The sequence below is a fragment of the Bifidobacterium sp. wkB344 genome (assembly GCF_003688305.1).
Taxonomy (GTDB): Bacteria; Actinomycetota; Actinomycetes; order Actinomycetales; family Bifidobacteriaceae; genus Bombiscardovia; species Bombiscardovia mizhiensis.
The window spans coordinates 56,437-81,372 of the sequence record NZ_NPOQ01000013.1 but is presented as its reverse complement, the minus strand read 5'-3'; the positions used below and the strand labels follow the sequence as shown (position 1 = coordinate 81,372).

16 protein-coding genes and 2 tRNA genes are annotated in these 24,936 nt (G+C 60.2%); 2 read left to right on the top strand and 16 right to left on the bottom strand.

What is annotated here, in order from left to right:
• Positions 1 to 82 precede the first annotated feature (82 nt).
• The 4 genes from CI601_RS03810 to leuC form a co-directional block, all read right to left on the bottom strand.
• Positions 83 to 2,611: a CPBP family intramembrane glutamic endopeptidase gene (locus CI601_RS03810; RefSeq protein ID WP_121914359.1), complete on the bottom strand. Its 2,529-nt coding sequence runs from the start codon at positions 2,609 to 2,611 to the stop codon at positions 83 to 85.
• A 168-nt stretch (positions 2,612 to 2,779) separates the two neighbouring features.
• Positions 2,780 to 3,739, bottom strand: coding sequence for a CPBP family intramembrane glutamic endopeptidase (locus tag CI601_RS03805; RefSeq protein WP_121914358.1), 960 nt, complete (start codon positions 3,737 to 3,739; stop codon positions 2,780 to 2,782).
• 113 nt (positions 3,740 to 3,852) lie between these two features.
• Positions 3,853 to 4,539 carry a 3-isopropylmalate dehydratase small subunit gene (gene leuD, locus CI601_RS03800; protein WP_110412409.1) on the bottom strand — a complete coding sequence of 229 codons (687 nt, stop codon included), beginning with the start codon at positions 4,537 to 4,539 and terminating at the stop codon, positions 3,853 to 3,855.
• 52 nt (positions 4,540 to 4,591) lie between these two features.
• A complete protein-coding gene (leuC, locus tag CI601_RS03795) occupies positions 4,592 to 5,995 on the bottom strand; it encodes a 3-isopropylmalate dehydratase large subunit (protein ID WP_121914357.1) in 1,404 nt (467 codons plus the stop codon).
• Positions 5,996 to 6,188: 193 nt separating this feature from the next.
• Here leuC and CI601_RS03790 point away from each other — a divergent pair, with 193 nt between their 5' ends.
• Positions 6,189 to 6,935: an IclR family transcriptional regulator gene (locus tag CI601_RS03790; RefSeq protein WP_172636696.1), complete on the top strand. Its 747-nt coding sequence runs from the start codon at positions 6,189 to 6,191 to the stop codon at positions 6,933 to 6,935.
• A 26-nt stretch (positions 6,936 to 6,961) separates the two neighbouring features.
• On the opposite strand, the gene CI601_RS03785 is transcribed toward CI601_RS03790, so the two are convergent.
• Positions 6,962 to 8,416, bottom strand: coding sequence for a serine/threonine protein phosphatase (locus tag CI601_RS03785; protein ID WP_121914356.1), 1,455 nt, complete (start codon positions 8,414 to 8,416; stop codon positions 6,962 to 6,964).
• Between the two features lie 228 nt (positions 8,417 to 8,644).
• On the opposite strand from CI601_RS03785, the gene CI601_RS03780 reads away from it, so the two are divergent.
• On the top strand, positions 8,645 to 9,604 hold the full coding sequence (locus CI601_RS03780; protein WP_121914355.1) for a polyprenyl synthetase family protein: 960 nt from the start codon (positions 8,645 to 8,647) through the stop codon (positions 9,602 to 9,604).
• A gap of 232 nt (positions 9,605 to 9,836) precedes the next feature.
• Here the strand turns inward: CI601_RS03780 and CI601_RS03775 are convergent, their stop codons facing one another.
• The 11 genes from CI601_RS03775 to CI601_RS03720 form a co-directional block, all read right to left on the bottom strand.
• The gene (locus CI601_RS03775; RefSeq protein ID WP_121914354.1) at positions 9,837 to 11,330 is read right to left on the bottom strand and encodes a cytochrome ubiquinol oxidase subunit I; all 1,494 of its coding nucleotides are present in this window, start codon (positions 11,328 to 11,330) and stop codon (positions 9,837 to 9,839) included.
• Positions 11,331 to 11,590: 260 nt separating this feature from the next.
• A complete protein-coding gene (gene cydC, locus CI601_RS03770) occupies positions 11,591 to 13,450 on the bottom strand; it encodes a thiol reductant ABC exporter subunit CydC (protein ID WP_121914353.1) in 1,860 nt (619 codons plus the stop codon).
• 19 nt (positions 13,451 to 13,469) lie between these two features.
• The gene (locus CI601_RS03765; RefSeq protein WP_259465301.1) at positions 13,470 to 15,440 is read right to left on the bottom strand and encodes an ABC transporter ATP-binding protein/permease; all 1,971 of its coding nucleotides are present in this window, start codon (positions 15,438 to 15,440) and stop codon (positions 13,470 to 13,472) included.
• A 61-nt stretch (positions 15,441 to 15,501) separates the two neighbouring features.
• A complete protein-coding gene (gene cydB, locus CI601_RS03760; protein ID WP_121914352.1) occupies positions 15,502 to 16,554 on the bottom strand; it encodes a cytochrome d ubiquinol oxidase subunit II in 1,053 nt (350 codons plus the stop codon).
• A gap of 281 nt (positions 16,555 to 16,835) precedes the next feature.
• Entirely contained in the window at positions 16,836 to 18,011 is a 1,176-nt protein-coding gene (locus tag CI601_RS03750) for an NAD(P)/FAD-dependent oxidoreductase (protein WP_121914350.1), read from the bottom strand.
• A 315-nt stretch (positions 18,012 to 18,326) separates the two neighbouring features.
• Positions 18,327 to 18,398: transfer RNA gene (locus CI601_RS03745), tRNA-Gln, on the bottom strand.
• Positions 18,399 to 18,439: 41 nt separating this feature from the next.
• Positions 18,440 to 18,512, bottom strand: a tRNA-Glu gene (locus CI601_RS03740).
• 68 nt (positions 18,513 to 18,580) lie between these two features.
• A complete protein-coding gene (gene gltX / locus CI601_RS03735; RefSeq protein WP_121914349.1) occupies positions 18,581 to 20,107 on the bottom strand; it encodes a glutamate--tRNA ligase in 1,527 nt (508 codons plus the stop codon).
• Positions 20,108 to 20,163: 56 nt separating this feature from the next.
• Positions 20,164 to 20,886: an anaerobic ribonucleoside-triphosphate reductase activating protein gene (gene nrdG / locus CI601_RS03730; RefSeq protein ID WP_121914348.1), complete on the bottom strand. Its 723-nt coding sequence runs from the start codon at positions 20,884 to 20,886 to the stop codon at positions 20,164 to 20,166.
• Between the two features lie 69 nt (positions 20,887 to 20,955).
• A complete protein-coding gene (gene nrdD / locus CI601_RS03725) occupies positions 20,956 to 23,352 on the bottom strand; it encodes an anaerobic ribonucleoside-triphosphate reductase (protein WP_034524928.1) in 2,397 nt (798 codons plus the stop codon).
• 348 nt (positions 23,353 to 23,700) lie between these two features.
• Positions 23,701 to 24,705 carry a LacI family DNA-binding transcriptional regulator gene (locus tag CI601_RS03720; RefSeq protein WP_121914347.1) on the bottom strand — a complete coding sequence of 335 codons (1,005 nt, stop codon included), beginning with the start codon at positions 24,703 to 24,705 and terminating at the stop codon, positions 23,701 to 23,703.
• Positions 24,706 to 24,936 lie beyond the last annotated feature (231 nt).

Sequence of the window (24,936 nt, the reverse complement as noted above, 5' to 3'; positions counted from 1 at the left end):
CCTCTGCAGGTTTGGCCATCCGGCATTGACCTCCAGCTGGTCCAAGTTTACGCCACCACTGGCGGCATCAATGCGTCATACCCTAGAGCAGGCCGGGCACGAACTTGAAGACTGTCAGCAGCAGGCAGAGCAGCAAATAGAGCAGGAACCAGGGCTGCCTCCAGGAAACGTATGTGCCCTTAGGGGCCCGATAGCGCCGCCGGTAGTCCAAGAGGCTGGCGCGATGCAGGAAGAACATGAGCAATCCAGCCAGAACCAAGACCAACGCCACTACCAAAATCGACAGACGAGCGGTTCTCGGAGCGCTCATCAAATACCGGTTGGGCAGGCCGCTGAAGAGCAGATCACCGACCACACGGGCCCCGATGGCCCATATCAGACCATACTCCAGGGAGCAGTATCCCAGAGCCAGTCCCAGCAGGAAGATCCAAAGCCCGGAGACCGGATCACTCTGCAGCAGGGCGCAGAGCAGGGATGCGGTCAGGATGGCGAAGACTCGCCCATACCGACGCAGCCCATTGAGGATGATGCCACGGAAAACCAGCTCCTCAGCCAAGGGAACCGCCAGAAGGGCGTACAGGGCCATCATCGGCGAGGAAGCGCCCGTGACCAGCAGGCTGTGTGAGGCCAGGGAGGGAATGTGCAGAAGCAGACAGAAGTGATTGAAGAACTTATTCAGCTCATGAACCATCCCCTGGCCCAGCAGGAGCACCGCTATCAGGGCCAGCAGAGCCGCCAGGGTCATTCTTCTATCGGTTCGCCAGTGGACGGCGTCCTGTCCTCGCTGATCCACACCTCGAATAACGCTCCACTCTGAAATGCAGGCATAGGTCAGCGCCAGCAGGACCGACAGGAGGGTGATCCCATCGGACAGAAAGGCGATGGATCTGGGGTCCTTGACCTGCTCCATGATGACTGGCAGGATCATCCCCGAACCGACCATGAGTACCAGAACCGATATGGCCAGATAGACAAAGGCGAAAGCAGCCTGGCCGTTGACGGCGTGGAGAACCCCGGAACTGGCTGTGTAGGAGTTGGACTTGTCGGTGGTGGTCCTGGCCGTCTGTGGTTTCGCCTGAGCCTGAGGCTGGGGCTGAGCCGCAACCTCAGTAGCTGGCGTGACGGCGCCAAGTTCACTGGGAACAGCGATCGGCTGCGAATTGACCGGTCCTGCCGAAGCATTGGAAACGACCCGAGGAGCTGCCGACTCGGCTGAAGGACGGGTACGGTTGCGAGCAGCCCGCCGCTTGGACGACCGACGGACTCCCCTCTTCCTTTCATGACCTCTGGCAGAAAGGCCGAAATGAAGGCCATGCGAAGAACGGGTCGGCCTGGTTGCGTTTGTCGCGGCTTCCTCGGTCTCTGCGGACTCGGCCTTGGCGGCCACAGCAGCCGCGGCAGCCTCGGCAGCCTTGGCGGCGAGAGCCACAGAAGCGCCTGGAGCGGATACGGATGTCGAAGAAGACGCGAACTGGACGACCGACTGCGTCGCCGGGACTGCCTTTACAGCCTGCGGAGATTCAGAGGGGGCAGGCTGAACGGCAATCTCTGCCTGGTCGGTCTGCATGGGCTGATCGACTTGATCCTTCTGCGCGACAGCCGGCCCTTGTTCGTCGACAGTCTTTGACGAAACGACCCGACCACCGGTACCGTCGCCGGAGACTGCAGCGGGCTGGGCAACTACCCGCGGAGTCGAACAGACCCGACGCCCCTGATGATCGGCTTCGCTGGACGCGGATTGTACAGCAGCACCGTTCTCCACAGAAGCCGATGAACCGGTGACCAGGGAATCCCAGTCGGCATCCGAGCGACGGACCACGACTGGTCGGTCAGCGAATACCACAGGGGCTGCGGATGCAGAGACCTCAGCACCGGAGACCTGGGGTGTCCCGGCCGTGGACGCCCCAGCCGTGGTCGCCGACTTGGGCACAGCTGGTTCGGCTGCAGAAGAAGCGGGAACGGATGGAGTTTTAACAGCGGAAGCCGCAGGTTTGCCTGCACGGGTGCCTGCGGAAGGCTTGCGGCGCTTGTGCATATTCCAGGAGAAGACCGGGCCGTTGGTCGTCTCGGGTTTGGTCCAGGACCAGACGACCTTGGCCGCAGGCTGCCCCGGCTGCCCCGAGGTCTCCGCGGCTTTTGCAACCTCCGGCTCTCGATGAACCACCACACGCCGCGGAGAAGACTCCTTGTCGGATCCCTTCCCGCCATGCCCGTCAGCTGGTAGATCTTCAGGAGGAAATGCGGCAACTCCCGGTTGACTGGCCATGGTGACCGAGTCCAAAAAATCATAGGATCCTGGAAGCACTGACGGGCGTTCACCGACTGGCCTGGCACCCTTGCCGCCAGCTCCTTCATCGCCCAGAACCGCAGTCTTCCTATGAGCTATCCGACCCGGGTAGGCCAAGCCATCATCCACGGCCTCCCCCGGCAGGCTCAAGGGCGGCAGGTCGATGGACCCCTCCTCATAATCCCAGTGACGGGCGTAGTCCTTGCTGGCACTGTGGCTTGCGGTCATGAGGGCAATAGAGGAGCGCGACACCTTCCAGCGCCCCTGATCGCTTTGGGCATCGGCGGACTCGCTGCCGCTGTCGCGATCCTCATCATCCCTCATCCGTCGATGATCCTTCCCCTTCATGCACTACCGTACGACCGTCAAGGGCGTCCAGCGACACGAACCTTTCCCCACGTTCATATCACAACACTACATGTCCGAGTCTAGCCCGACCCCGCCCTTCTTCGACAGAATCCCGACAATGGCCCGGCGCCATCGACTGTCTGGTCAGGCCAGCCCTGGTACGAATTCGCTCAGAGCCATCAGCAGACATGCCAGGCAGAAGAGCAGGAACCAGGGCGCCCGCCAGGAAGCGTAGATTCCCTTGGGAGCACGATTGCTGCGGCAGTAATCACGGAGAGTCCTGATCTTGAACAACAGCCCGATAACACCAATCAGCAGTACCAGGATCATGAGAAAGCCCAGGCCGATGCGAACCACCTCAGGTGCCAAAGGCATGTACTTGGCCAGCAGGCCTGAAGAGAAAGCATTGTTGAGCATGTGCACCAGCAGGGACCAGATCAGCCCGTACTCCATGGCCAGATAGCCCAGAACCAGACCGGAAATGAAACCGAACAGACCCTGGACCAAGGAGCCGTGCATGAAACCGAAAAGCAGGGAAGAAGTAATAATGGCGAAGACTCGGCCAAAGCGGCGCAGACCGTTCATGATGACCCCGCGAAAGACCAGCTCCTCGGCAAAGGGCCCCAAAAGAATGCCATAGAAGAGCATGATCGGCGTTTCCATGCCTCCATCACCTGGTGCGGACGGCGGATGCAGCCCAGTACTGGACAGAACGGCGGTCAGCCCGGAGTTGGCTACCCCGGCCACCAGCTGACTGAGGAAGAAGCAGGCCAAGGCGATAATCAAGGCCAAAAGGCTGAATCGGCGCGCAGTGACCCACTGCACCTGATCCTGGCCATGTCGTTCCTGGCCTACGATGACCGGCCACTGGCTAATCAAGGCAAACAGCAGAGCCAGCACTACGGAAGTGGCCACTGTCCAATCCCCCAGAGGCCCGTTGATCTGTGCCTTGGAAGCGTGCGGGAAGAGCGCAGGCACAACCACCTTGGCTCCCAAAAGGCCCGCTAGAGTCTCAATAGCCACGTAGATGAAGGCAAAAGCACTTAGGGTATTCACTGCCCGTCTAACGCCCCAGTCGTGCACATCGCCGCTGCTGTGCCTCATGATAACCGCTCCTCTTCACTTGCCAACCGGTCATAGGCGACCAATGGCTGCCAATTCCATGGTAAACGAAGAGGGAGCAAATGACTCTTATATGAGGACTCACGGCCCGTCGGTCAGATGATGCCGCGGTCAGCCAGGGGTCCAGGCCAGTCGATTTGACCCTCCCTGGCTGAAGTGACCGGCTCTTCGGGCATGTGCTGGGCCGGCAGGGTACGCGGCTTGAAGGGGAAGCGCTCAGCCCGCATGCGCTCATAGGCACGGATGTCATCCTCATGCTGCAGGGTCAGATCGATGTCGTCATAGCCGTTCATGAGCCGCCATCGCACGTAGTCGTCTACCTGGAATGGCAGGGTCACATCCGCGCAGGTGACCGTGCGAGCGCCCAGGTCCACGGTCATCTCGGTACCAGGGTCCTCCTCCAGGAGCTTCCAGAGCAACTCCACTGACTCCTGGGGCATGATGGCAGCCAGGACTCCGTTCTTGGCGGTGTTCCCATAGAAGATGTCGGCGAAGCGGGGGGCGATGACCACGCGGAAGCCGTAGTCCCGCAGAGCCCAGACCGCGTGCTCGCGCGAGGAGCCGATGCCGAAGTCCGGCCCGGCCACCAGAATGCGGGCACCTGAATATTCGGGCCGGTTGAGCACGAAATTCGGATCCCTTCGCCAGGCGTAGAAGAGCGCATCCTCGAAGCCGGTCTTCTTCACCCGCTTCAGGAATACAGCGGGGATGATTTGATCAGTGTCGACGTTGGAGCGGCGCAAGGGCACTCCGACCCCGGTGACAACGGAAAGTGGCTCCATGATGACCTCCTGCCTGCTGGATGGCGATGACAATAACGAATGATTGATGGGCCTACAGATCGGCCGGGGAGCAGATGGTTCCCCTGATGGCCGTCGCAGCAGCCACTTCGGGTGAGGCCAGATGCGTCCTGCCGCCCTTGCCCTGACGACCCTGGAAGTTGCGGTTGGATGTGGAGATGGAGCGCTCCCCCGGCACCAGCTGGTCGGGGTTCATACCCAGGCACATGGAACAGCCGGCGTTGCGCCATTCGGCTCCGAAGTCCTCGAAGATGCGGTCCAGCCCCTCTTTTTCGGCCTGAATGCGAACTCGCGAAGAAGCCGGAACCACCAGGACACGATGCAGGTTCTTGGCCTTGTGATGCCCCTTCATGATGGCCGCTGCCGCACGAAGATCCTCGATGCGCCCGTTGGTGCAGGAACCGATGAAGACGGTGTCCACGGCGATGTCCCGGATGGGCATCCCCGGCTTCAGACCCATGTAGTCAATGGCCTCCTGGGCTGCCTGTCGCTTGGCCGGGTCGGCGATCTTTCCGGGCACAGGCACATCGGCGCCAATGGGCAGGCCCTGTCCGGGGTTGGTGCCCCAGGTCACGTAGGGAGTCAGCTGGTCGGCATCCAGGATGACCTCCTTGTCGAAGACTGCATCCGGATCGGTGGGCAGGGTCCGCCAGTAGTCCAGAGCCTGATCCCACATGGCCCCCTTGGGGGCATGCGGCCGGCCCTCCAAGTATGCAAAGGTGGTCTCGTCCGGCGCGATCATCCCGGCCCTTGCCCCGGCCTCGATGGACATGTTGCAGATGGTCATGCGCGCGTCCATGGACATACGCCGAATCGCCTCACCCCGGTATTCCAGAACGTGCCCTTGGCCGCCGCCAGTGCCGATCTTGGCGATGACAGCCAGGATGACGTCCTTGGCGCCCACGCCGGGCTTGAGCTGGCCGCGGACGGTGATGGCCATGGTCTTGAAAGGCTTCAGGCTCAGGGTCTGGGTGGCCAGAACATGCTCCACCTCGGAGGTGCCGATGCCGAAAGCCAGAGCCCCGAAGGCCCCGTGGGTCGAAGTATGCGAATCGCCGCAGACGATGGTCATGCCGGGCTGGGTCAGTCCCAGGACCGGCGCAAATGCGTGGACGATGCCCTGGTCGGCATCCCCCAACGGATGCAGACGGACCCCGAACTCGCGGCAATTGCGCTCCAGGGTGGAGATCTGCAGGGCCGATACCTTGTCGGCGATGGGCCGATCGATGTCGCTGGTGGGGGTGTTGTGATCCTCGGTGGCGATGACCTGATCCAGGTGACGGATCTTCCGGCCTGCCAAGCGCAGCCCCTCAAAAGCCTGTGGGCTAGTCACCTCGTGCATAAGCTGCAGATCGATGTAGATCAGATCGGGCTCGCCTCCCTGGCCCTTTCTGACCAAATGATCGGCCCAGACCTTTTCCGCCATTGTGCGTCCCATATCGCCTCCTGAAAACCTACGACCGGTCGGGGCACCAGCCTCATCGGCACCCCGCCGGCCTCTTACCACCGAGTATGGAACTGCCCAACCGTTATGAACTTTTGCATTTCATATACTGAGATGGCATAATTCAACCATGGACACACCTTCTATGAACGACGACGACAGATACCCCTCCACAAATGATCCGAACATGCATCAGGAGGAGATTCATTCGGGCGTCGGCGTTCTGGACAAGACGGTGCGAATTCTGGATACCCTGGAGACTGGGCCTATGACCCTGGGCCAGCTGGTCAACGCAACCGGGTTGGCTCGACCCACAGCCCACCGACTGGCCATCGCCTTGGAGCGCCACCGCTTCGTGCTGCGGGACGCACATGGCCGCTTCGTCCTGGGATCCCGCTTCGCCGAGCTGGCCGCTGCCGCCGGCGAGGATCGACTGCTGACCGCCTCGGGGCCCATCCTGCATACACTGCTTAACCGTTCGGGCGAGTCAGCCCAGATTTTCCGCCGCCAAGGGGAGGTCCGGGTTTGCATCGCTGCAGTGGAACGCGCCTCGGGCCTGCGCGACTCCATCCCCGTAGGCGCCCTGCTGTCCATGGAGGCCGGGTCGGCTGCACAGATTCTGCTGGCCTGGGAGGAACCTGAGCGCCTCCATCAGGGTCTGCGACACGCCAAATTCAATGCAGCGACCCTGGCCACGGTTCGCAAGCGCGGCTGGGCCGAATCCATCAACGAGCGTGAAGAAGGCGTCTGTTCCATCTCAGCCCCCATCCGCAATGGATCCGGGCAGGTCATGGCCGCCATATCCATCTCCGGGCCGGTCAATCGCATGTCCACCACGCCGGGAAGGCGCTACGCCCCCCTGGTCATGGCCGCCGGCAAATATCTGACCGAAGCCCTGCTGCGAGCCTCTTCCCCCGCCCGTCGCCGAGTCTGAGCGCATTCCTGGCTCTTATCGCCGCCTTACCGTCGCCGAGTGGAGCCCCAGGAGGCAATCAGCCCTGCCAGGGCCGTCAGTCCACCCGCCAAGAACCCCGGCCGACGCAAGAGGTTCACCGCGTCCCCGGTAGAGGTCGGCACATGGCTCATGGCGAAGGTATAGACCTTGTGGGATCCTGGCCGCCCTACCAATTGCCCGAACTCCAGGAGCTGCGTGCGAGGATGATGGGGATGGCGGATGTCAAACTCAAAGAGCCGTGCCGCCCTCTTGCTGGGCACCGGCCCGTATGAGCCGAATCCGCATGTGGGCGTGGCCCCCAGCATCAGATCCCCACTACGACCGACAAAGCCATTGCGATGGTCATGCCCGGCAAAGAGGGCAAAATAGCCGCGATTCCGGGTCAGCAGGTCATACTCGCCGCTGTCCTCATCCGGACAGGAGACTCCCTCGCCCAGGTAGGAGCCGGGGTAGGTACGCGATTCGTCCAGAATGTAGCAACGTGAGTCAAAACTTCGGTAGCCCTGAACCGCATAGGCTGTGGTGGCTGGCACCGGCTTGAGCAGATCATAGAACTGGGGAATGGGCATGTGCTGGAAGACTATGGATCGGTTACCCAGAAGATCGGGAGCGGCCGCCAGAAAGTCGAGGGCCTGGGCCGACGGTGAGCCATAGCCGCCTGACCGGGCATAGTCGCCAGAGTCCAGCAGGACCAATCCCATGACCACCCCATGACCGTCGCAATCCGCCACAGGCAACGCGAAGGTGCCCGGAGCGCAGACGAAGGCCGTCTGGGAGGGCAGGGCCGACCCGATCAGCGCATGGACCCGATCAGGATGGGCGACCGTAGCCTCGGGGTTCAGGCAACCGGGCATCTCCCGATAGATGGCATCCATTTGATCGGTGTCCAGCCCGCACTGGAAGTCATGGTTGCCATAGGTGACGACGAAGGGAATCCCGCGTTCAACCAACGGGCCGGTGATCAGACCAACGGTTCTGCGGACCAGATCCTCGGTGTGCTTGATGTTCTGCTGACGTACACGCTCGGCATCCCTGCGGTCTGGTTCCCGACGGTCGCCGGCTGCCTGACCATCCTGAGGCCTGGAAGAGCGCTTCAGGGAGGCTCCCCCAAATCCCAGAGCGCCGCCCATGCTCAGACCAGCCGAATAGATGCCGTCCAAGGGGGTGCTCCAGCGCCTCTTACGGAAGGTGCGCTCGTAGGCTGTGTCGTAACCGGCTACCTGGTTGCCCGAGAAGACCACCAGATCGGGCTTTGCCGCATCGCAAGCCGCACCTATCAGTCTGATTGTGTCCGGAGAGACCTTGGGGCCCTCTTGGACGTCGGCCAGCTGCAGAAGTCTGAACTTGCCCGAGTAATGGAACTGAAGTCGTCCCAGCCGGGCCGAAACGGACAGCGATCGATCATGCTCTCCCTCGCCGCCTTGTGGGGAGACTTGATCCGCGTGGTTATGCTGACTCATACGTCTAGCCTACTTCACCCGGCTTCGCTCCTAGGGCTATCTGTGCAGCCCCCTTACGAACCGGATTCAGGCCTCGGCGTCATTACAGCACGGCAACACCCCGATGTTAGCTTGACCACAGTGGTTACGACGACAGCCAGGTCCGGGCGGACAATCTTCAGACCCGGCTCCGGTCTTGGTATATTGGATACGTTGCGGTTCTTAACGAGATAGAGGGAGCGTACCTCCATGGCAGAAGGACAAGAGCTCCTGTTGCGCAAGGATCTTGAGCGGGTTGTCGACCGCCTGCACCAGGAGCGTACTCATGTGGCACCCTATCAGGAGGATTACCGTCGTCTGCTGGATAACCACGGCAAGATGATTCGCGCCGCCATGGTGGTTCTCTTCGCCCGGGCAGGGGCACAGTTCGAAGGGCACTTGGACGATACCGTCATCACCGGCGCCGCCGCCATCGAGATGCTTCATCTGGCCACCTTGGTCCATGACGACGTTCTGGACAACGCCCCCATCCGCCGCAACAAGCCCACGGTCCACACCATCCGGGGCAACAAGGCCGCCATCTACCTAGGAGACCTGATCCTTTCGCGTTACATGGAGATCATGGCCTCAATCGCTCCTGACACAGCCTTTATCCGCGAGCAGGCCGGTACAGTCTGCGAAATCGTAGGCGGCGAACTCTACCAGGAGTCAGACCGCCACCACACGCATATCACCATTGACGATTACGACCGAGCCATCTCAGGCAAGACCGCAGCCCTCTTCCGCCTGGCCTGCCTGACCGGGATCCGCCTTGATGGCCAGCCAACTGACTCGGCCTTGGAGCAGACCGCCAGGGACTTCGGCGGCAATCTAGGCATGGCCTTCCAGATCATCGACGATATCAACGATTTTGATCTGGATCGTGACACTGGCAAGCCCAAGCTGGAGGATATCCGCGACGGAATCTACACTCTGCCGGTTCTACTCGGATTCCAGGAGGACGAGAACTTTAGAACACTGGTGCAGCAAGACGATCCCGACCGGGTGATCGACTACCTCAGAGCTCATCCCCAGTTGATGGAGGGCAGCCGGCAAACCGCCAAGGACTATCTGCAACGGGCTGCGGACAGCCTAGAGGACTCTCCCATGGACAAAGGCGTACGTAATCTATTGCAGCGGATTACAGTCAAGCTAACCGCCCAGGTCTGACCGAATTCGCACGACTGAACCGGTTCGGTCAAACCTGAACGAGTGCGGTTAGTTCGGTTTCAGATATACTCCGAATACACATCGAAACCCCCCCGTTCCTTGTTTGGTATTGCTTTACGCTGACTGCCGCTGACGGCAAACACCCTAGGACAGCAAATCCCCCGTTCCGAACCATACGGTCCGAAGCGGGGGATTTACCGAAGGGGAAGGAAGGGTTGAGGTCAGGCGACCATCAGGCCAAGGCTACCCGAGCCGGTGCACCATGCACCTTGGCAGTCTGCGGCCCATTGCCGTCATCCGGCTTGTAGAAGGGTCCCTGGTGCAGGGTTCTCCTGGTGTAGAAGATCATGACTCCGCCCAGAACCAGGAAGAGCAGGAAGTAGACGATGCAGGTGAAGAGCAGGTTCGGCACCGTGCTGGTGGGTGAAACGCCATCGGCAATGGTCTGATAACCGTAAACCAGCCATGGATAGCGACCAAGCTCAGTCACCAGCCAGCCACTGGTCGTCGCAGCGAAGGGAGCGAAGGTAAAGATACCCATGATCCAGAGCTTCCAGCGTGTGGTGAACAGGGTGTTCTTCTTCTTCCGTGTGAACCAGAGCACCAATGCTGATATCAGGGCAAAGGCAAACCCAATTCCGACCATCAGACGGAAGACCCAGAATAGGGTGGTAACCGGCACGTAGTAGTTCATGTCCTTGCCGAATTTGGCATCATACTTCTCGTGCAGCTCCTTGTTGACGGTGTTCATGCCCTTGACGGCGCCTGTCTTCTTGCCGTAAGCCAGCTGTGACATGGCTCCGGGAATCTCAACGGACCCCTCAATCTTATGGTCCTTCTCGTTGATCAGAGCCACGGCATTCCAGGGAGCGGGATCACCGGTGTCCTCGTAGATGCCCTCGGTGGCAGCCAATTTCATGGGCTGATCAGTCACGATGTACTTGCCCTGCAAATCACCGTAGGTGATCACGCAGATGGAACCGATAAGCCCAAGCAGAGCGGCCAGACGGATGGATTTGGTGAACAGGTTGACCTTGGCCTGCTTCTCAGAGTCGGCCTCGACAGCGGCCACGGCCTGGTCCTTATTCCCCATATGCATCCTCAGCAGGCTGAAAGCGCTGCAGCCCATGACCACAAAGGCCCCTGTGCAGACGGCGGCGAAGAAGACGTGGGGGAACTCAATCCACAGCTGGGGATTGGATATGACATCACCAAAACTGCGCAGCCGCACATGGCCGGTGGCCTGGTTAATCTCAAATCCGACCGGGTGCTGCATGAAGCTGTTGGCAGCCAGAATCCAAATGGCCGACATGGAGGAACCCAGGAAGGTCAGCCAGATGAAAACCGCATGCACGGCCGGCTTGAACCGATTCCAAGTGAACATCCACACGCCGATGAAAGTAGACTCCAAGAAGAAGGCCAGCAGGGCCTCAATGGCCAGAGGGGCACCGAAGATGTCACCCATGAATCTGGAGTAGTTGGACCAGTTCATGCCGAACTGGAACTCCTGGATGATGCCGGTGACCACGCCGACCGCGAAGGAAAGCAGGAAGATCTTGGACCAGAACATGGTCATCTTCTTGTAGACATCCTTCTTGGTCACAACATAGGTAGTCTCCATGATGGCGACCGCCAGGGCCAGACCGATGGTCATAGGGACATAGAAGAAGTGGAATATCGTCGTCATGGCGAACTGGAATCTAGACAATCCCAATACAGTGAACATCGTTCCTCCCAATCTCTGCAGGGTTCGTCGGGCGCGGGTACACGGGTCGAATCCGGACGGATTCAGATATGACCAGGCTTGTGCCCACGAGAACCTTCAGCTCTCCCCGACTTTGCCACCTGGTCGCTTCCTCGGGCTCCGGTTTCCATGCCGTCCAGTCCATGAACCGACGGCGCACGGTGACCGGCCGGGAAGCCATCCGCCAAGATCGGCGACCCGACAACCGTGCAAAATTCATTGCTCGGGAAACAGCCTGATGGTCATTCAACAGGGTTCCGTCCATCTGAATCTGACTGCTTCTTTGAGTATATCCCTTGACCGGCACCCTTGTCCACGTCCGAGACGTCCATGCGATAAAGTTCACGGAAACGGGCGTTTTCATGGTACAAATCAACAGGCCGACCCTGCATGGCTATATGACCATCCTGCATGAAGATTACCTGGTCGGCCTCCTCCAGCCCCTGAAGGTGGTGGGTCACCCAAAGAAGGGTGCGATCCTGGCTGACCTTGAAGATCATGGCCATGAGCCGCCGCTCGGTTATGGGATCCAGACCGATGGTGGGCTCGTCCAGAAGGATGATCGGCGTGCGCTTGAGCACAATCCTAGCCAGGGCCAGACGCTGACGCTGGCCACCTGAAAGTCGGCCGCCGGCCTCATCCACCGGCGTGTCGATTCCCTGGGGCATGTCATCCACGACCTGATCCAGCTGCACAGCCTTCAAGGCCTGACGAACCTGATCGTCATCGGCCTGGGGAGCACCCAGACGCCCATTGGAGGCAATGGTGGTGTTGAAGAGGAAAGCCTGCTGGTTCAGGTAGCCAAAGAGTTCTGGACGCTGATCCTGCAAGGCATCGACCGGTATCCCATTGATCAGGATGCGGCCACTGGTGGGGCGCAGATCGCCCAGGAGCAGCTGAAGGACCGTTGTTTTCCCCTCCCCGCTGGGACCGAGCAAGGCCACACGTTGGCCACCTTCGATCCGCAGGCTGAAGTCGTCCAACAGCAGGGGGTCATCAGGACCATAGGAGAAGCTGACGTGGTCGAAGACGATTGACTTGATCGGCCCCTCCAACCTGGTCTGGGCACTCGGTTCAATCCGCCGGGACTCGACGCGCTCGGTCAGATCATTCAGGTGGTCCAGCGAGTCAGTATAAAGAGGAACCTCAGCCACAGCCTGGGAGACCACGATGAAGCAGTCGACCAGGGGGAAAACCGCCAAGACCACGGCTGCCGCGAAGTCAGCAATGGATGTGGAGCTGGTCATGCGTAGGTCGGCTCCAACAATCAGAGCTACCACCATGAGGGCGAAAATCATCTGGATGCCGCAGTTGCGCCAGCGTTCGAATCGCTTCTGCTCTCTGCGGCCGGTGGCGATGTCGGTGAAATCACCGGACGCCGTGTCCACGAAGCGGCGCCGACGGCGGGTGATTACCCAATCGCCCAGGCCCATGTAGCTCTCGGTCACTGCCGTGTACTGATCCTGCCGCCGTGCCTTCTCCATGTCATAGCGCCCATCTGAATAAGCCAGCGAGACCAGCGGTACCAGGATCAGGATCAGGGCGAAAAGCAGGAAGAGCAGGAGCGAGGTCAGCCAGGAGAAGACGCCTACAGCGATGGTGACGACCACCCACATCATGTAGGCCACGACCGTGGGGAAGATGGTACGCAGGTAGAAGTTCTCCAGATGGTCCAGGTCGTCCGAGAGCATGCCCAGAACCGTGCCCGTGCGTTCATGCTCGTTCAGGAAGGCTGCGTCCTGCGAGAGGGTGCGGTAGAGCTGAACCCGAAGCTTGGAAACCACCCGGAGCACCCAGTCATGGCTCTTGATGCGCTCCAGGTACTTGAATGTGGGCCGCCCAATGCCGAAGGCCCTGGTCAGCACCACCGGCACGTATACGGCGAAGATGTTGAAGGGGTGGCGGGCCGACCTGCTGATCAGGAAGCCGGAGGTGAACATCAGCCCGGCCGCGCATACGAAGGTGATGGTCCCCAGGAAGAAGATCAGGGCAAGCAGCCCCTTATTCTGTCGAAGGTAGGGCCAGAACCAATGGTCCCGGTGCCAGATATGCATATAGCCCGACAGCCCCCGACCGCGACGGGAGGTCTTCGACGATCCCATGTCGTCTCTTCCGGCGGTTTCAGTCCTGCTGGTAGTCGGCAATCTGGTTCCCTCCCATCTCATCGATCAGCGCATCCAATGGTCCGCCCTGACCGATCAGCTCGTGCGGATCGCCCTGGGCCACAATTCGTCCATGCTCCAGCATGATCACCCAGTCCATGTTGGCCAGCCAGTGCAGACGATGGGTGGCCAGGACTACCAGGTGCCCGTCCATGATGGGCAGCAGGGTCTGCTTCAGGTCGTATTCGGTCTCGATGTCCAAGTGTGCCGTGGGCTCGTCAAAGAACAGAATCTCGCGTGAGGGATCCAGGATGCCCCTGGCCAGGGCGATTCGCTGGGCCTGGCCACCACTGATGCCGCGGTTACCCTCACCGATTTGAGTGCCCAGACCGTCGGGCAATGTTTTCAGCCAGTCGGTCAGTCCAGCCCGATCAGCTGCGCGGGCCACTTGGGCATCGTCTGCCTCTTGGTTGTAGAAGCGAATATTGTCGGCCACAGTACCGTGGAAGATGAACGGGTTCTGGGGAATGTAGCTGATGTGCCGCTGCCAGGCCGCCACGTTGCAATGCTCCAGCTGATGACCATCCAGATCGATGGTGCCCGCCTTGGGCTGATCAAAGCCGGCCAGCAGATCCATCAGCGTGGACTTGCCAGCTCCGGAACGACCGACAATGGCTACCTTGGAAAAACCATGCAGGTTGAAGTCCAGGCCGCTCAGTGCCAGAGGCTGCTCTTCCGAACCCTCCTCAGACCCATTGATCGGTGAATCCGCGACAGCCTCGACTGCAGCTCCTTGTGGTGCTGTAGAACCGGACTCAGCCGAGACCGCCCCTCTATCACCGCCATGAACCTTGGGTGACTTGGGCCTGCGGCTCTTCTTGCTGGTCTTTTGGCTCTCGGACTTAGCCATGGCATCCATCTGCGCCCCGGCTGAAGCATTGCTCTCTACCGGCTTGGGGCCAGGATAGGCAAAGTCGATTCCTTCCAGGTGCAGGTGGCTGTCTTCCTTCCACCCGGACCAGTCCAGTTCCTCCAAGCGCTTGGGCTCAGGCTGGGCCAGCATATCCGCAATATCGTCCAAGGCATTCTTGCCGTTCAGCGTGGCGTGGAAATCATCCCCAAACTGGCGGATGGGCATGAAGTACTCAGGAGCCAGAATCAGGGCCAAGAGGGCTGGAAAGAGCTCCACCTTGGCGTTGATCAAGTTGTTGCCCAAGAAGACGGCCATGATGGCGATGGCCAAGGTAGCAAAGAAGTCCAGAGCAAAGGTGGAGGTCATAGCCACCCGGATAACGCTCATGGTCCTCTTGCGGAAGCGGTCCGAGACCGAATAGATCTCGTCCTCGTACTCCTTATCAATGCCCAGCATCTTCAGGGTCGGCAGACCAAGCACCGTATCCATGAACCTGGTGTTGAGCTTGCGGAATTGGGCATACTGACGGCTGGAGCGATCCCTGGCTGCCAGACCCAGGATGACCATGAAGAAGATGAGCAGGGGCAGCATGAGCAGGAGGATGAGCCCCGAACCTGCATCCTGAGTCCAAACCACAACCAGGACAATCAATGGAATGAAGATGAGATCCATCATCTTTGGCAGAACCGTCAGTACGTAGGTGCGCACCTCATCAAGCCCATCCACCAACATGGTGACGGCCGAGCCCGTGCCACGCCGAGCCAGAGCCGATGGCCCCAGCGAGAAGACCTTGTCCTGAATACTGGGTCGCAGCTCGGCCACGATGGCGTCGGCACGGTCGGTGGCACAACGATCCTTGGCCACATCGCAGAGCTGTCGACATGTGTAGGCGGCCACAAAGATCAGTACCGGCACCACCAACACCTTGAGGTTCTGAAGGTGCCAAATACGCACCAGAGCCAAGGTCAAACCGTAGGCCTGAACCACCACGCCTATTCCCTGGAGCAGGGACAGTGCGGCCAGCAAGCCCAAGGTGGACCGGACTCCGTCGAAACGGAAGAGATTTTTGTCAATCAATGCATTATCCTCCGGATGCGCTCCGGTCCTGCCAGCACTGCCCCCCTGCCTCCTGTAATTTTCAGACGGTCTCAGCCGCGGTGGCCGAAGGGGCCACAGGCGAGGTCAAATGGGCACCATCGGTGTCCAGCCGCTTGCGCTGGATGAAGTAGCTCCAGATGAAGTAGGCCAGCATGATGGGCAGGAAGATGCAAAGCACCACGGTCATGATCTTCATGGTCAGCGGTGAGGCTGAGGCGTCCTGAATCAGCAGGTTGTGAGCCGGATCATCAGCGATCATCACGCGCGGGAAGAGCCCGTTGAAGATGAAGGCGATGATGGCCATCAGGGTGATGCCTGAGCAGGTGAAGGCATAGCCGCCGTGCTTCTTGAAGACGGCAACGTGGCCTCCAATAACCGATGCCAGGATGATGACGGTGATCAACCAAGTGGACAGCGGACGAGCCTTGTAGAAGTCGGTGTTGAAGATGGCCAGAAGCACGAAGACAACCAGGGCCGGATAGGCGATCCAGTAGGCCTTCTCGCTGACGTTGAGCATCCGGCGGGAATCCATGACGCCCATCTTCAGGCTCAGGAAGTGTAGGCCATGAACGAAGCTGAAGAAGACGACAGCAATGCCACCGACCACGGACAGCCAGTTGAACACGTCGAAGAACCCGGGCCAGGCATCGCCGTTCTTATCCATGGGGATGCCCTGAATCAGGCTGGTCAGCATCATGCCCAGGAAGAATGGCGCAAAGAGCGAGCCTATAAAGTTGGCCCACTGCCAGACACCACGCTCACGGCTGGTCAGTGCATGAGAGGCGAACTCAAATGAAACACCACGCAGAATCAGGGAGACCAGCACCAGGAAGAGCAGAAGGTAATACCCCGAGAAGAGGGAGGCGTACCAAAGCGGGAAAGCGGCGAACATAGCGCCGCCGGCGGTGATCAGCCAGACCTCGTTGCCATCCCAGTGGGGGCCAATGGCCCTCATGAAAGTGGCGCGCTCATCACCGTCGCGGGCCACGAACCTGGTAGCCATGCCAACGCCGAAGTCGAATCCTTCAAGCAGAAGGAATCCCGCAAAAAGCAGGCCGATGACAAAGAACCACAAACCTTGTAGAAAACTCATGCTAATGCCACTCTCCTCTCGCTCCTGCCGATCCGTGCACGGGCACGGGGGCCTCCACCATCCCGACGGAGGCCACAATCGGCCACGGTCTTCGCCGGAATGAGGAGGAGCAGGAGGTAGTCAATGATATCGATGGACGCAGGGCCGATTGCCATCGTCGCCCAGAACGATCCAATCCGAGGCTGGGACGGGACGAACATGCGCCGCTTCCACATGACCTGAATCATGTTCGTCCTCCTCTCCCTCGTCGTCTAGCCCTTTACGTCCCTTGAGACGCTGGTTCAGTTGCTCTCCAACATGGTACGCACGTCAGCCAATTCCAGGACCGACCGCTCGTTCACGATCCACTTCAGGACCGAGACCACCTTGCCCTTGAGCTTCAGCGTGCCCATACGGTCGATTTCGGCAACCCCATCGTGAGGACCGAGAGAGCACACGGTCCCTAGGCTCCGGAAGGTGAACCGCTGGGGCTCCTGCCCCCGCATTCTGGCGAGGACATTCGCAGCCGCGGTATCAGCCTGGGCCATCGAAATCTGTGCAGTGGTTGGGTAGAGCCGACCCGATTGGGGGTCGGGAACGGCACTGACATCACCCACCAGGAACTCCTCTGGATGCTGCTCCACCGACAGGTCATCCCTGACCACTACACGGTTACGCTTCTGATTATACCCGGAATCGGCAATAACGTGGCTCCCACGCACACCCGTCGTCCAAATGATCGTGTGGGCCTTGAACTCCTGGTCATTGGAGACCACAGCATCCTGCTTGACCTCGGTGATAGGAGTCGAAGTGTGGAAGTTAACTCCCCGCTTGCGCAGGTAATCCACAGCCCAGTCGACCAGGTCCTTGCTGAACATGGGCAGAATCTTGGGCGAGGCCTCTATGCAGTCCACCTTGACCTGATCCATGGGGAAGCCCAGGCGCTTTGAGAGCTGAGGCAGACGGTAGACCAGCTCGCCCAGGTACTCGATGCTGGTGAAGCCAGCGCCACAGACCACGATGCTCAGATCCAGTGGATCATGGCTGGTCTGGTAGCGGGCCAACGTCTGTTCCAGCTTCTTGCGGGCCGCCAGAGCGGTGTCCACATCAACAAGAGGCCACCCGTACTCATCGGCCCCCTTGATGCCGAAGGTTTCGGACTCGAAGCCCAGGGCGTTGACCAGGTAATCATAGGACAGAGGATCGTGATGCTCCAGGCTGACCTTGCGGTTGTCCTGATCGATGCCAACCACCTTGTCAATAATCAGCTCCACCGAATCAGGCAGGGACTTGCGCAGGTCGAAGACCACATCCGCCGGCTCCTTGGTTCCTGCCGCCACCTGGTGCAGCTGGGTGGACTCGTAGTGGTACTCGTTCTTATTGACCAGGACTATATGGGCATCGGTCTTTGCATGGGCCAGCTTCTTGACCACGCGAAGACCCGCATAACCAGCTCCCAACACCATGATTGTCGTCATAATCACACACCTTTACCGAAAAAATCGTACAATGATTCATATACCGGGTGATGTAGCCCGATCAGCCGATGATTGGGTTCCTCACTCAAGCTTCTATGCTCAAAGTATCAGATTCCATCATCGGAAACTCTGACATAGCGGTCTGCCGGGCCTCCTCTTTTTGTTTGCTTGCTCACACCGTGAGCAACTCTCGTGGATACCGCTGGCCGCCGCTTTGCAAACCAGAAGCATTCCTAGAACCTATGGTAATCCGTAAACAAAAGGAGCGGAACACCGTGTCGATGTTCCGCTCCTGAGGATCTCATATCTCTATCGCTGGGGTACCTGGACTCGAACCAAGAATGGATGAACCAGAATCACCTGTGTTGCCAATTACACCATACCCCAATTGGCTGTGCGACAACCGCTTGGACGGTTGCCACATGTCGTACCCCCGACCGGATTTGGACCGGTGTTGGCGCCGTGAGAGGGCGTAGTCCTAGACCGCTAGACGACGGGGGCTTCACTTTTCGCCGCGTACGAACCCGGTTCAGCAGGTCAGTAGCACAACAAAAAAGAAATATACCCGCTCAGAGGTTTTGGCGCAAGTTAGACATCCTTCGGAGTGTTGTACTCTTACCCAGGATCTCCAGGGACTCGAACAGAGGCGGCGAGACCCGTCTTCCCGAGACCGCCACCCTGACCGGGCCGAAGGCCAGACGGGGCTTGTATCCGCCCTCATCCACCAGCGCCTGAGTGAGCAGGTTGTGCAGGTGATCGGTCTTCCAGTCCTGGTCAGGCACCCCCTGTAGAGCGGCGATAGCCAGGTCCAGAACCTGCCCAGCGGAATCCTTGAGCTGTTTGCGGGCATCCGGCTCGGGTTCCAGGTACTCATCCTGGCTGAGCAGACTGCCCACCATGCCGGAGACCTCGCCCAACAGCCGCACGCGAGGCTGGACCAGGGGGGCGGCAGCACTCAGAATCCGCTGCTCCCGACCGCTCAAGTCCTGCCAGCGCTCGGCACTCACCAGCCCGTCTCGCTTGAGGTAGGGCAGGGAACGGTTCAGGAAGTCCTGTGGCTCCAGCATGCGGATGTGCTCGGCATTGATGGCCACGGCCTTGTCGATGTCGAAGTGGGCCGGATTGGCCTTGACGTCGCGGATGTCGAAGTGCTCAACCATCTCATCCATGGAGAAGACATCCCGGTCTGGGCCGATGGACCAGCCCAGCAGGGCCAGATAGTTGAGCAGGCCTTCGGGAATGAAGCCATGCTCTCGGTGCAGAAAGAGGTTGGACTCGGGGTCACGCTTGGACAGCTTCTTTTTGCCCTGACCCATGACGTAGGGCAGGTGCCCGAACAGGGGCATAGCCCGGGCTATGCCCAGCTTCATCAGGTACCGGTAGAGGACGATCTGCCGGGGGGTGGAGCTGAGCAGATCCTCGCCGCGCAGGACTACATTGATGCGCATCAGGGCATCATCGACCGGATTGGTCAAGGTGTAGAGAGGATCGCCGTTGGGACGCACGATCACATAATCGGGCACGGACCCGGCCTTGAATTCGATATGTCCGCGGATCAGATCGTCGAAGGCGATGTCCTCGTCAGGCATACGGATGCGCAGGGCGGGTCGCCGACCCTGATCACGGAAGGCCTGGCGCTGTTCGTCGCTCAGGTCACGGTCGTAGCCGTCGTAGCCGAAAGCGGCAGGACGGCCGGCGGCCAGGTTGCGCTCCTTGATCTCTTCGGCGGTGGAGTAGGACTCGTAGGCGTAGCCGGCATCCAGCAACTGCCGGGCCACATCGCGGTAGATATCGCCGCGCTCGGACTGCCGGTAGGGGGCATCCGGGCCGCCTACTTCCACGCCTTCGTCCCAGTCCAGCCCCAGCCACTTGAGGGCCTCCAGGATCTGCTGGTAGCTCTCCTCGCTGTCCCGCTGGGCATCGGTGTCCTCGATGCGGAAGACGAAGGTGCCGTGCGAGTGCCGGGCCTGGGCCCAGTTGAAGAGGGCGGTTCGAACCATGCCCACATGCGGGGTGCCGGTCGGCGAAGGGCAGAAGCGAACCCTCAGATCCTTGGGCAGGTCGGGTTTGGCGTCATGATCATGCTCATCAGTCATGACACCCATTGTGCCCCGGCAAGGCGACGTAGACCAATTCAGAGCAGGAGCCGGTATCAGCCCCGCTGCTGCTCCTGCTGCCGGTCCTTGCTGTAGGTCTCGGGGATGAACCTGGTCTGGTCATGCAGTTTGGGCCAGATGACCACCTGGCCCTGCTCCAGGGACCGCGGTACGTCAATGATCCGCTGGTTGTCCGAGCCCCGGAACTGGAGCAGACTGTTCTTCCGATTCTCCAAATAGCGCCCATCCACCAGCACATCAAGATAGGAGATCAGCTGGGCCTTGTCCGGGGTCTCCCCCGGCCGGTTCAGTTCCTCCCAAGTGTAGCCGGTCCAGCACCAGATGTCCTTCTCGTGGCCGAACTCACGCCGTATCCGCTTCGAAAGGCCGAGCAGCATAGGAGTGTTGAGCAGGGGCTCCCCGCCCAGGTAGGTGATGCCCTGTACATAGGACAGCGACAAATCCTTGATGATCTGGTCTTCAAGCTGCTGGGTATAGGGGTGCCCGGCACCGAAGTCCCAGATGGATGCGTTATAGCAACCCTGGCAGCGGAAGGGGCATCCGCTGACGTAGAGGGAGCAGCGGATCCCCTCGCCGTCGGTCATGACCAGTCGCTTGTAGTCCGCCACAATTCCCCGGCTGAGCCGACGACCGTCCCACTGGCCGGCCCTGGGATTGTTGGTCAACACAGAGGGAACCCCAGGACCGCGCCCCTGTTCATCAGCTGCGAAGTCACGGTGGCCGCCTGTCTTTCTCATGGCCCCCTGTTTGTCCGTCATACGGTCCTCCTCATGACAATGGCGGGCCGCAAACTGCCCGGCCCGCCATTGGTTGCGTCTTTTCAGAGCCTATTCGGCCTTGTCGTCGAACCACTCCTTGGTGGATCCATCCTTGAGGACCACGTGGCCGGTCTCACCCTCCATGTGCTTGACACGGTGGGCGATCTCCTCGTGCCTGCCGTGGACCATGGGCCGCTGGACGGGGTTGCCCAGATAGCCGCAGGTGCGCTTGGTCACGTTGCACTTGTCGGGGTCATCGTTGCCGCACTCAGGGCACTTGAAGCCCTCCTCGGTGGGCTCGAAATCGCCCTCATAACCGCAGACGAAGCAGTGGTCGATGGGGGTGTTGGTGCCCAGGTAGCCGATGCCGATGTCATAGGCGTAATCCCAGACCGCCTCCAGGGCCTTGGGGTTCTGCTGCATGGAGGGGAACTCGCAGTAGTTGATGAACCCGCCCGAGGCCAGGTAGGGGAAGTCGCGCTCGTAGCTGAGCTTCTCCATGGGAGTGGGCCGCAGCCAGACCGGGTAGTGGAAACTGTTGGTGTAGAAGTCGTGGTCGGTCACGCCGTCGACTACGCCGAACTTCTCCTTGTCCATCCGGGCGAAGCGGTCGGTCAGCGACTCGGCCGGGGTGGAGTATACCGAATAGTGGTACCCCTCAGCCTTCTCCCACTGCTTGCAGAGCTGGTTCATCCGGCGCACGATGCTCAGAGCGAATTCCTTGCCTTCCGGATCCCAGGAATGATCCTTCATCCAGTCCTTGCCGTAGAAGACGCTAGTGGCCTCGTAAAGGCCGATGTAGCCCAGCGAGACGGTGGCGCGGCTGTTGCGGAAGAGGGTGTCAACGCTGTCGGTTGGCTTCAGCCTGCCAAAGGCGCCGTACTCGTAGAGTGTGGGAGCATTGATGGGCGTGGCCTGCTTGCAGCGCATGATGCGGAACTGCAGGGCGTGGTGGGCCACCTCCATACGCTGGTCGAAGATCTTCCAGAAACGATCCTTGTCGCCGCGGGATTCCAGGGCAATGCGAGGGATATTGACGGTGACGACACCCAGGTTCATGCGGCCGTCCTCTTCGTCCTCGCCCGTCTCGGGGTTGGTCCAGGCCTGCAGGAAGGAGCGGCAGCCCATGGGGGCCTTGAAGGAGCCGGTGATCTTGATCAGGTTCTCGTAGAAGACCACGTCAGGGTACATACGCTTGGTCGAGCACTCCAGAGCCAGCTGCTTCATGTCGTAGTTGGGATCGCCCTCGTCTGCGTTCAGACCATGCTTGATGGTGAAGACCAACTTGGGGAAAATGGCGGTGTGGCGATCCTTGCCCAGTCCGCGGATGCGGATCAGGAAGATGGCCCGCTGGATCTCCCGGGCGAACCAGGAGGTGCCCAGGCCGAAGCCCACGGTGACGAAGGGGGTCTGCCCGTTGGAGACGCGGTTGGAGTTGATCTGATACTCCATGGTCTGCATGGCATCGTAGATGTTCTTGCGGGTCAGAATCTTGGCGTAGACCTGACGCAGCCGAACGATCTGCGGGGCGTCCAGATCGAAGGGGGCGTCCTCACCGATGGGAGCACGATCGTCCAGGTGCAGCCAATCAGCTTCCCGGGCCTTGAGGCCACGGACGACCTCCTTGGCCACGTCGATGGGCTCCTCGTCCGGCAGAACGGCCTCAGCCATGGAATAGTTCTTCTTGTAGTCCAGACGCGCATACTTGTCCAGCATCTCGTCGCAACGGTTGACGGTCTGGCCGCCGTACTGGGAGCCGGCGATGTCCTTGATGATCTGGGTGATCTGCGTGGCAGCCGTGCCGATGGACTTTGGCGAGTCCATCATGGCGTTGCCCAGCTCGAAACCGTGGGCCAGCATGTCGCCGAAGTCAGGCAGTGAGCAGTTGGTCTCGGCCGTAAAGGGTGAGTAATCCGCGTCATGGAAGTGGATGTCACCCTTCATGTGGGCGTTGGAGACATCCTTGGGCAGCATGGCGAAGGCTGAAGCCTTGGAGACCGCGCCGGCCAGCAGGTCACGCTGGGTGGCGTAGACGTTGGCATCCTTGTTGGCGTTTTCACGCACCAGGGTCTCGTCCTTGCTGGTCAGGCGGTGAACGGCCTCATTGACATCGGTGGCCTTGGCCCGCTGAATGTCGCGGTCAAGACGGTAGGAGGTATAGGAGCGAGCGATCTCGTAAAGGTGGGCATTGACCAGGGCATGCTCGACCAAGGTCTGGATGTCCTCGATCTTGACCGGGTTGGTGTAGCGATCGGTGATCTCGGACTGGACGGTCAGGGCCATATCCCGGATCTGCTGGCGATCCTCAGGGCTGACCTCGTGCTTGACATCCTTGAAGGCGGCTTCGATGGCGTTCATGATGTTGACGGGATCAAAATCGACGATCCGGCCGTCGCGCTTCTCGACCAGAATGCCATCGACAGCATCGCGATCCGAAATGCCACGCTCCTTCACGCTATCGGTCATGACCTCAGTACCCATCGTCACTCCTCATACGACTCATACGGTTACTCATGTGCAGTTGCTTTGGCGTTTCCAAATTCCAGACTGGAAACGGCGAATCACATGGATGTCATTCTTTGATGACAAGACTCACTCTAGCACACCGTGACCACCATATGTAGTGTCTGAGGATGATCCGTTGCCTACATTTAGTTATTCACGTGTTTTGTGAACTGAGTCACAAATAGAGGGGTCTGGACAAGGGCGGCAAATGGCCGAAAGGCCATTGGAAGTCATTTCCAGGGAGGACACAGCCGCCCGACACGCACATATTTTGTCGAGCCCCGACCCCTGAATCAGGCAGGAACCGACCTAAGCCAACAGACCCCGGGGCACAAAGAGGGTTTGGGTGCGCAGACGGCGATCCACACTCATGCCCTCCGGAGCCTGCCGCCCCGGCTCAATCATGGACAGGAGCATGTCAACGCCTTGGCGACCCATGCGATCCACCTGCTGGGAGATGACTGACACCTGAGGACTGATCAGTTGAAAAACCTCCAGGTCGTCGAAAGAGACCAAGGGCACTCGCGAGCGCTGGTCGCCGTCCCACTCCATGGCAACGGCCTTGATGGCATCGGCAGAGTAGCCGAAGATGACGGCATCCACCCCCTGACCGAGCAGGTGGCGCATGGTCGCGGCCGCGCGGGGGCGATCCTCGAACCCTTGGCGAACCACCAATCCCGTCAGCCCCTGACGGGTCTCTACGCCAGACAGGAATGCCTGCTCGCGCTCGCGGAAAGTATAGGAGCGGCTCTCTGGGCCCGGAACAAAGGCCACTCGTCTGCATCCCCTCGCTACCAGAGCGTTCAGGGCCGCCTCCAGGCCGGGCACAGGATCGGAATCGACCAAAGGGACACCGGGCAGGGTCCGGTCGGGACGATCCACAAAAACCACAGGGAATTCCCTTGCCAACATGGTGCGCAACATTGGTGAGGTGGGTCCGTCAGGCACGACCAGGACACCGTCCATATGCCGAGACAGAAGGATGCGGTAATAGTCCTCCTGCCTGCTGGCCTGGCACGAGGACACGCCGAGCAGGGGCGCGTAGCCTGCCGAGTAGAGCTGGTCCTGGACGGCGTAGACCAGCTCAGAGAAATACGGATTGCGGATATCGGGGACCAGCAGGCCAACGGCATGCGATCGCGAGGAACGCATGGAACGGGCTCGGCTGTCGGGGATATAGCCCAGCTCCATGGCCGCCCTGCGAACCCTGTCCTTGGTGGGCGGCGAAATGCGCCCCTTGTCGTTGAGCGCCTGGGAGACCGTGGACACGGACATACCCGCCTGCTTGGCCACATCACTGATGGTCACCGACATGGGAACCTCCGTCGACCCCTACCGAGATCGGTTGTCTTGCTCCGAACGAGACCGACAGCGGCCGGCCCGCGCGGACCTCTCGTGAGTTTCCAGTATAGAGGCATACGATGCAACCTTTCATCACGGCGAGGCAGGACTGGCGGTCTTGGACTAGAGTGGTCTTGTTCGCGCGGCTGGTGGCAGCAGCCGTGGCACATATCGCAGAATTCCATCGGTCAAGACCGTACCGGA

Bases quoted from the DNA above. Each gene is read 5' to 3' on its own strand.
- CI601_RS03810 (WP_121914359.1), bottom strand. From the start codon at position 2,611: ATGAGGGATGATGAGGATCGCGACAGCGGCAGCGAGTCCGCCGATGCC.
- CI601_RS03805 (WP_121914358.1), bottom strand. From the start codon at position 3,739: ATGAGGCACAGCAGCGGCGATGTGCACGACTGGGGCGTTAGACGGGCA.
- leuD (WP_110412409.1), bottom strand. From the start codon at position 4,539: ATGGAGCCACTTTCCGTTGTCACCGGGGTCGGAGTGCCCTTGCGCCGC.
- leuC (WP_121914357.1), bottom strand. From the start codon at position 5,995: ATGGGACGCACAATGGCGGAAAAGGTCTGGGCCGATCATTTGGTCAGA.
- CI601_RS03790 (WP_172636696.1), top strand. From the start codon at position 6,189: ATGCATCAGGAGGAGATTCATTCGGGCGTCGGCGTTCTGGACAAGACG.
- CI601_RS03785 (WP_121914356.1), bottom strand. From the start codon at position 8,416: ATGAGTCAGCATAACCACGCGGATCAAGTCTCCCCACAAGGCGGCGAG.
- CI601_RS03780 (WP_121914355.1), top strand. From the start codon at position 8,645: ATGGCAGAAGGACAAGAGCTCCTGTTGCGCAAGGATCTTGAGCGGGTT.
- CI601_RS03775 (WP_121914354.1), bottom strand. From the start codon at position 11,330: ATGTTCACTGTATTGGGATTGTCTAGATTCCAGTTCGCCATGACGACG.
- cydC (WP_121914353.1), bottom strand. From the start codon at position 13,450: ATGGGATCGTCGAAGACCTCCCGTCGCGGTCGGGGGCTGTCGGGCTAT.
- cydB (WP_121914352.1), bottom strand. From the start codon at position 16,554: ATGAGTTTTCTACAAGGTTTGTGGTTCTTTGTCATCGGCCTGCTTTTT.
- CI601_RS03750 (WP_121914350.1), bottom strand. From the start codon at position 18,011: ATGACGACAATCATGGTGTTGGGAGCTGGTTATGCGGGTCTTCGCGTG.
- gltX (WP_121914349.1), bottom strand. From the start codon at position 20,107: ATGACTGATGAGCATGATCATGACGCCAAACCCGACCTGCCCAAGGAT.
- nrdG (WP_121914348.1), bottom strand. From the start codon at position 20,886: ATGACGGACAAACAGGGGGCCATGAGAAAGACAGGCGGCCACCGTGAC.
- nrdD (WP_034524928.1), bottom strand. From the start codon at position 23,352: ATGACCGATAGCGTGAAGGAGCGTGGCATTTCGGATCGCGATGCTGTC.
- CI601_RS03720 (WP_121914347.1), bottom strand. From the start codon at position 24,705: ATGTCGGTGACCATCAGTGATGTGGCCAAGCAGGCGGGTATGTCCGTG.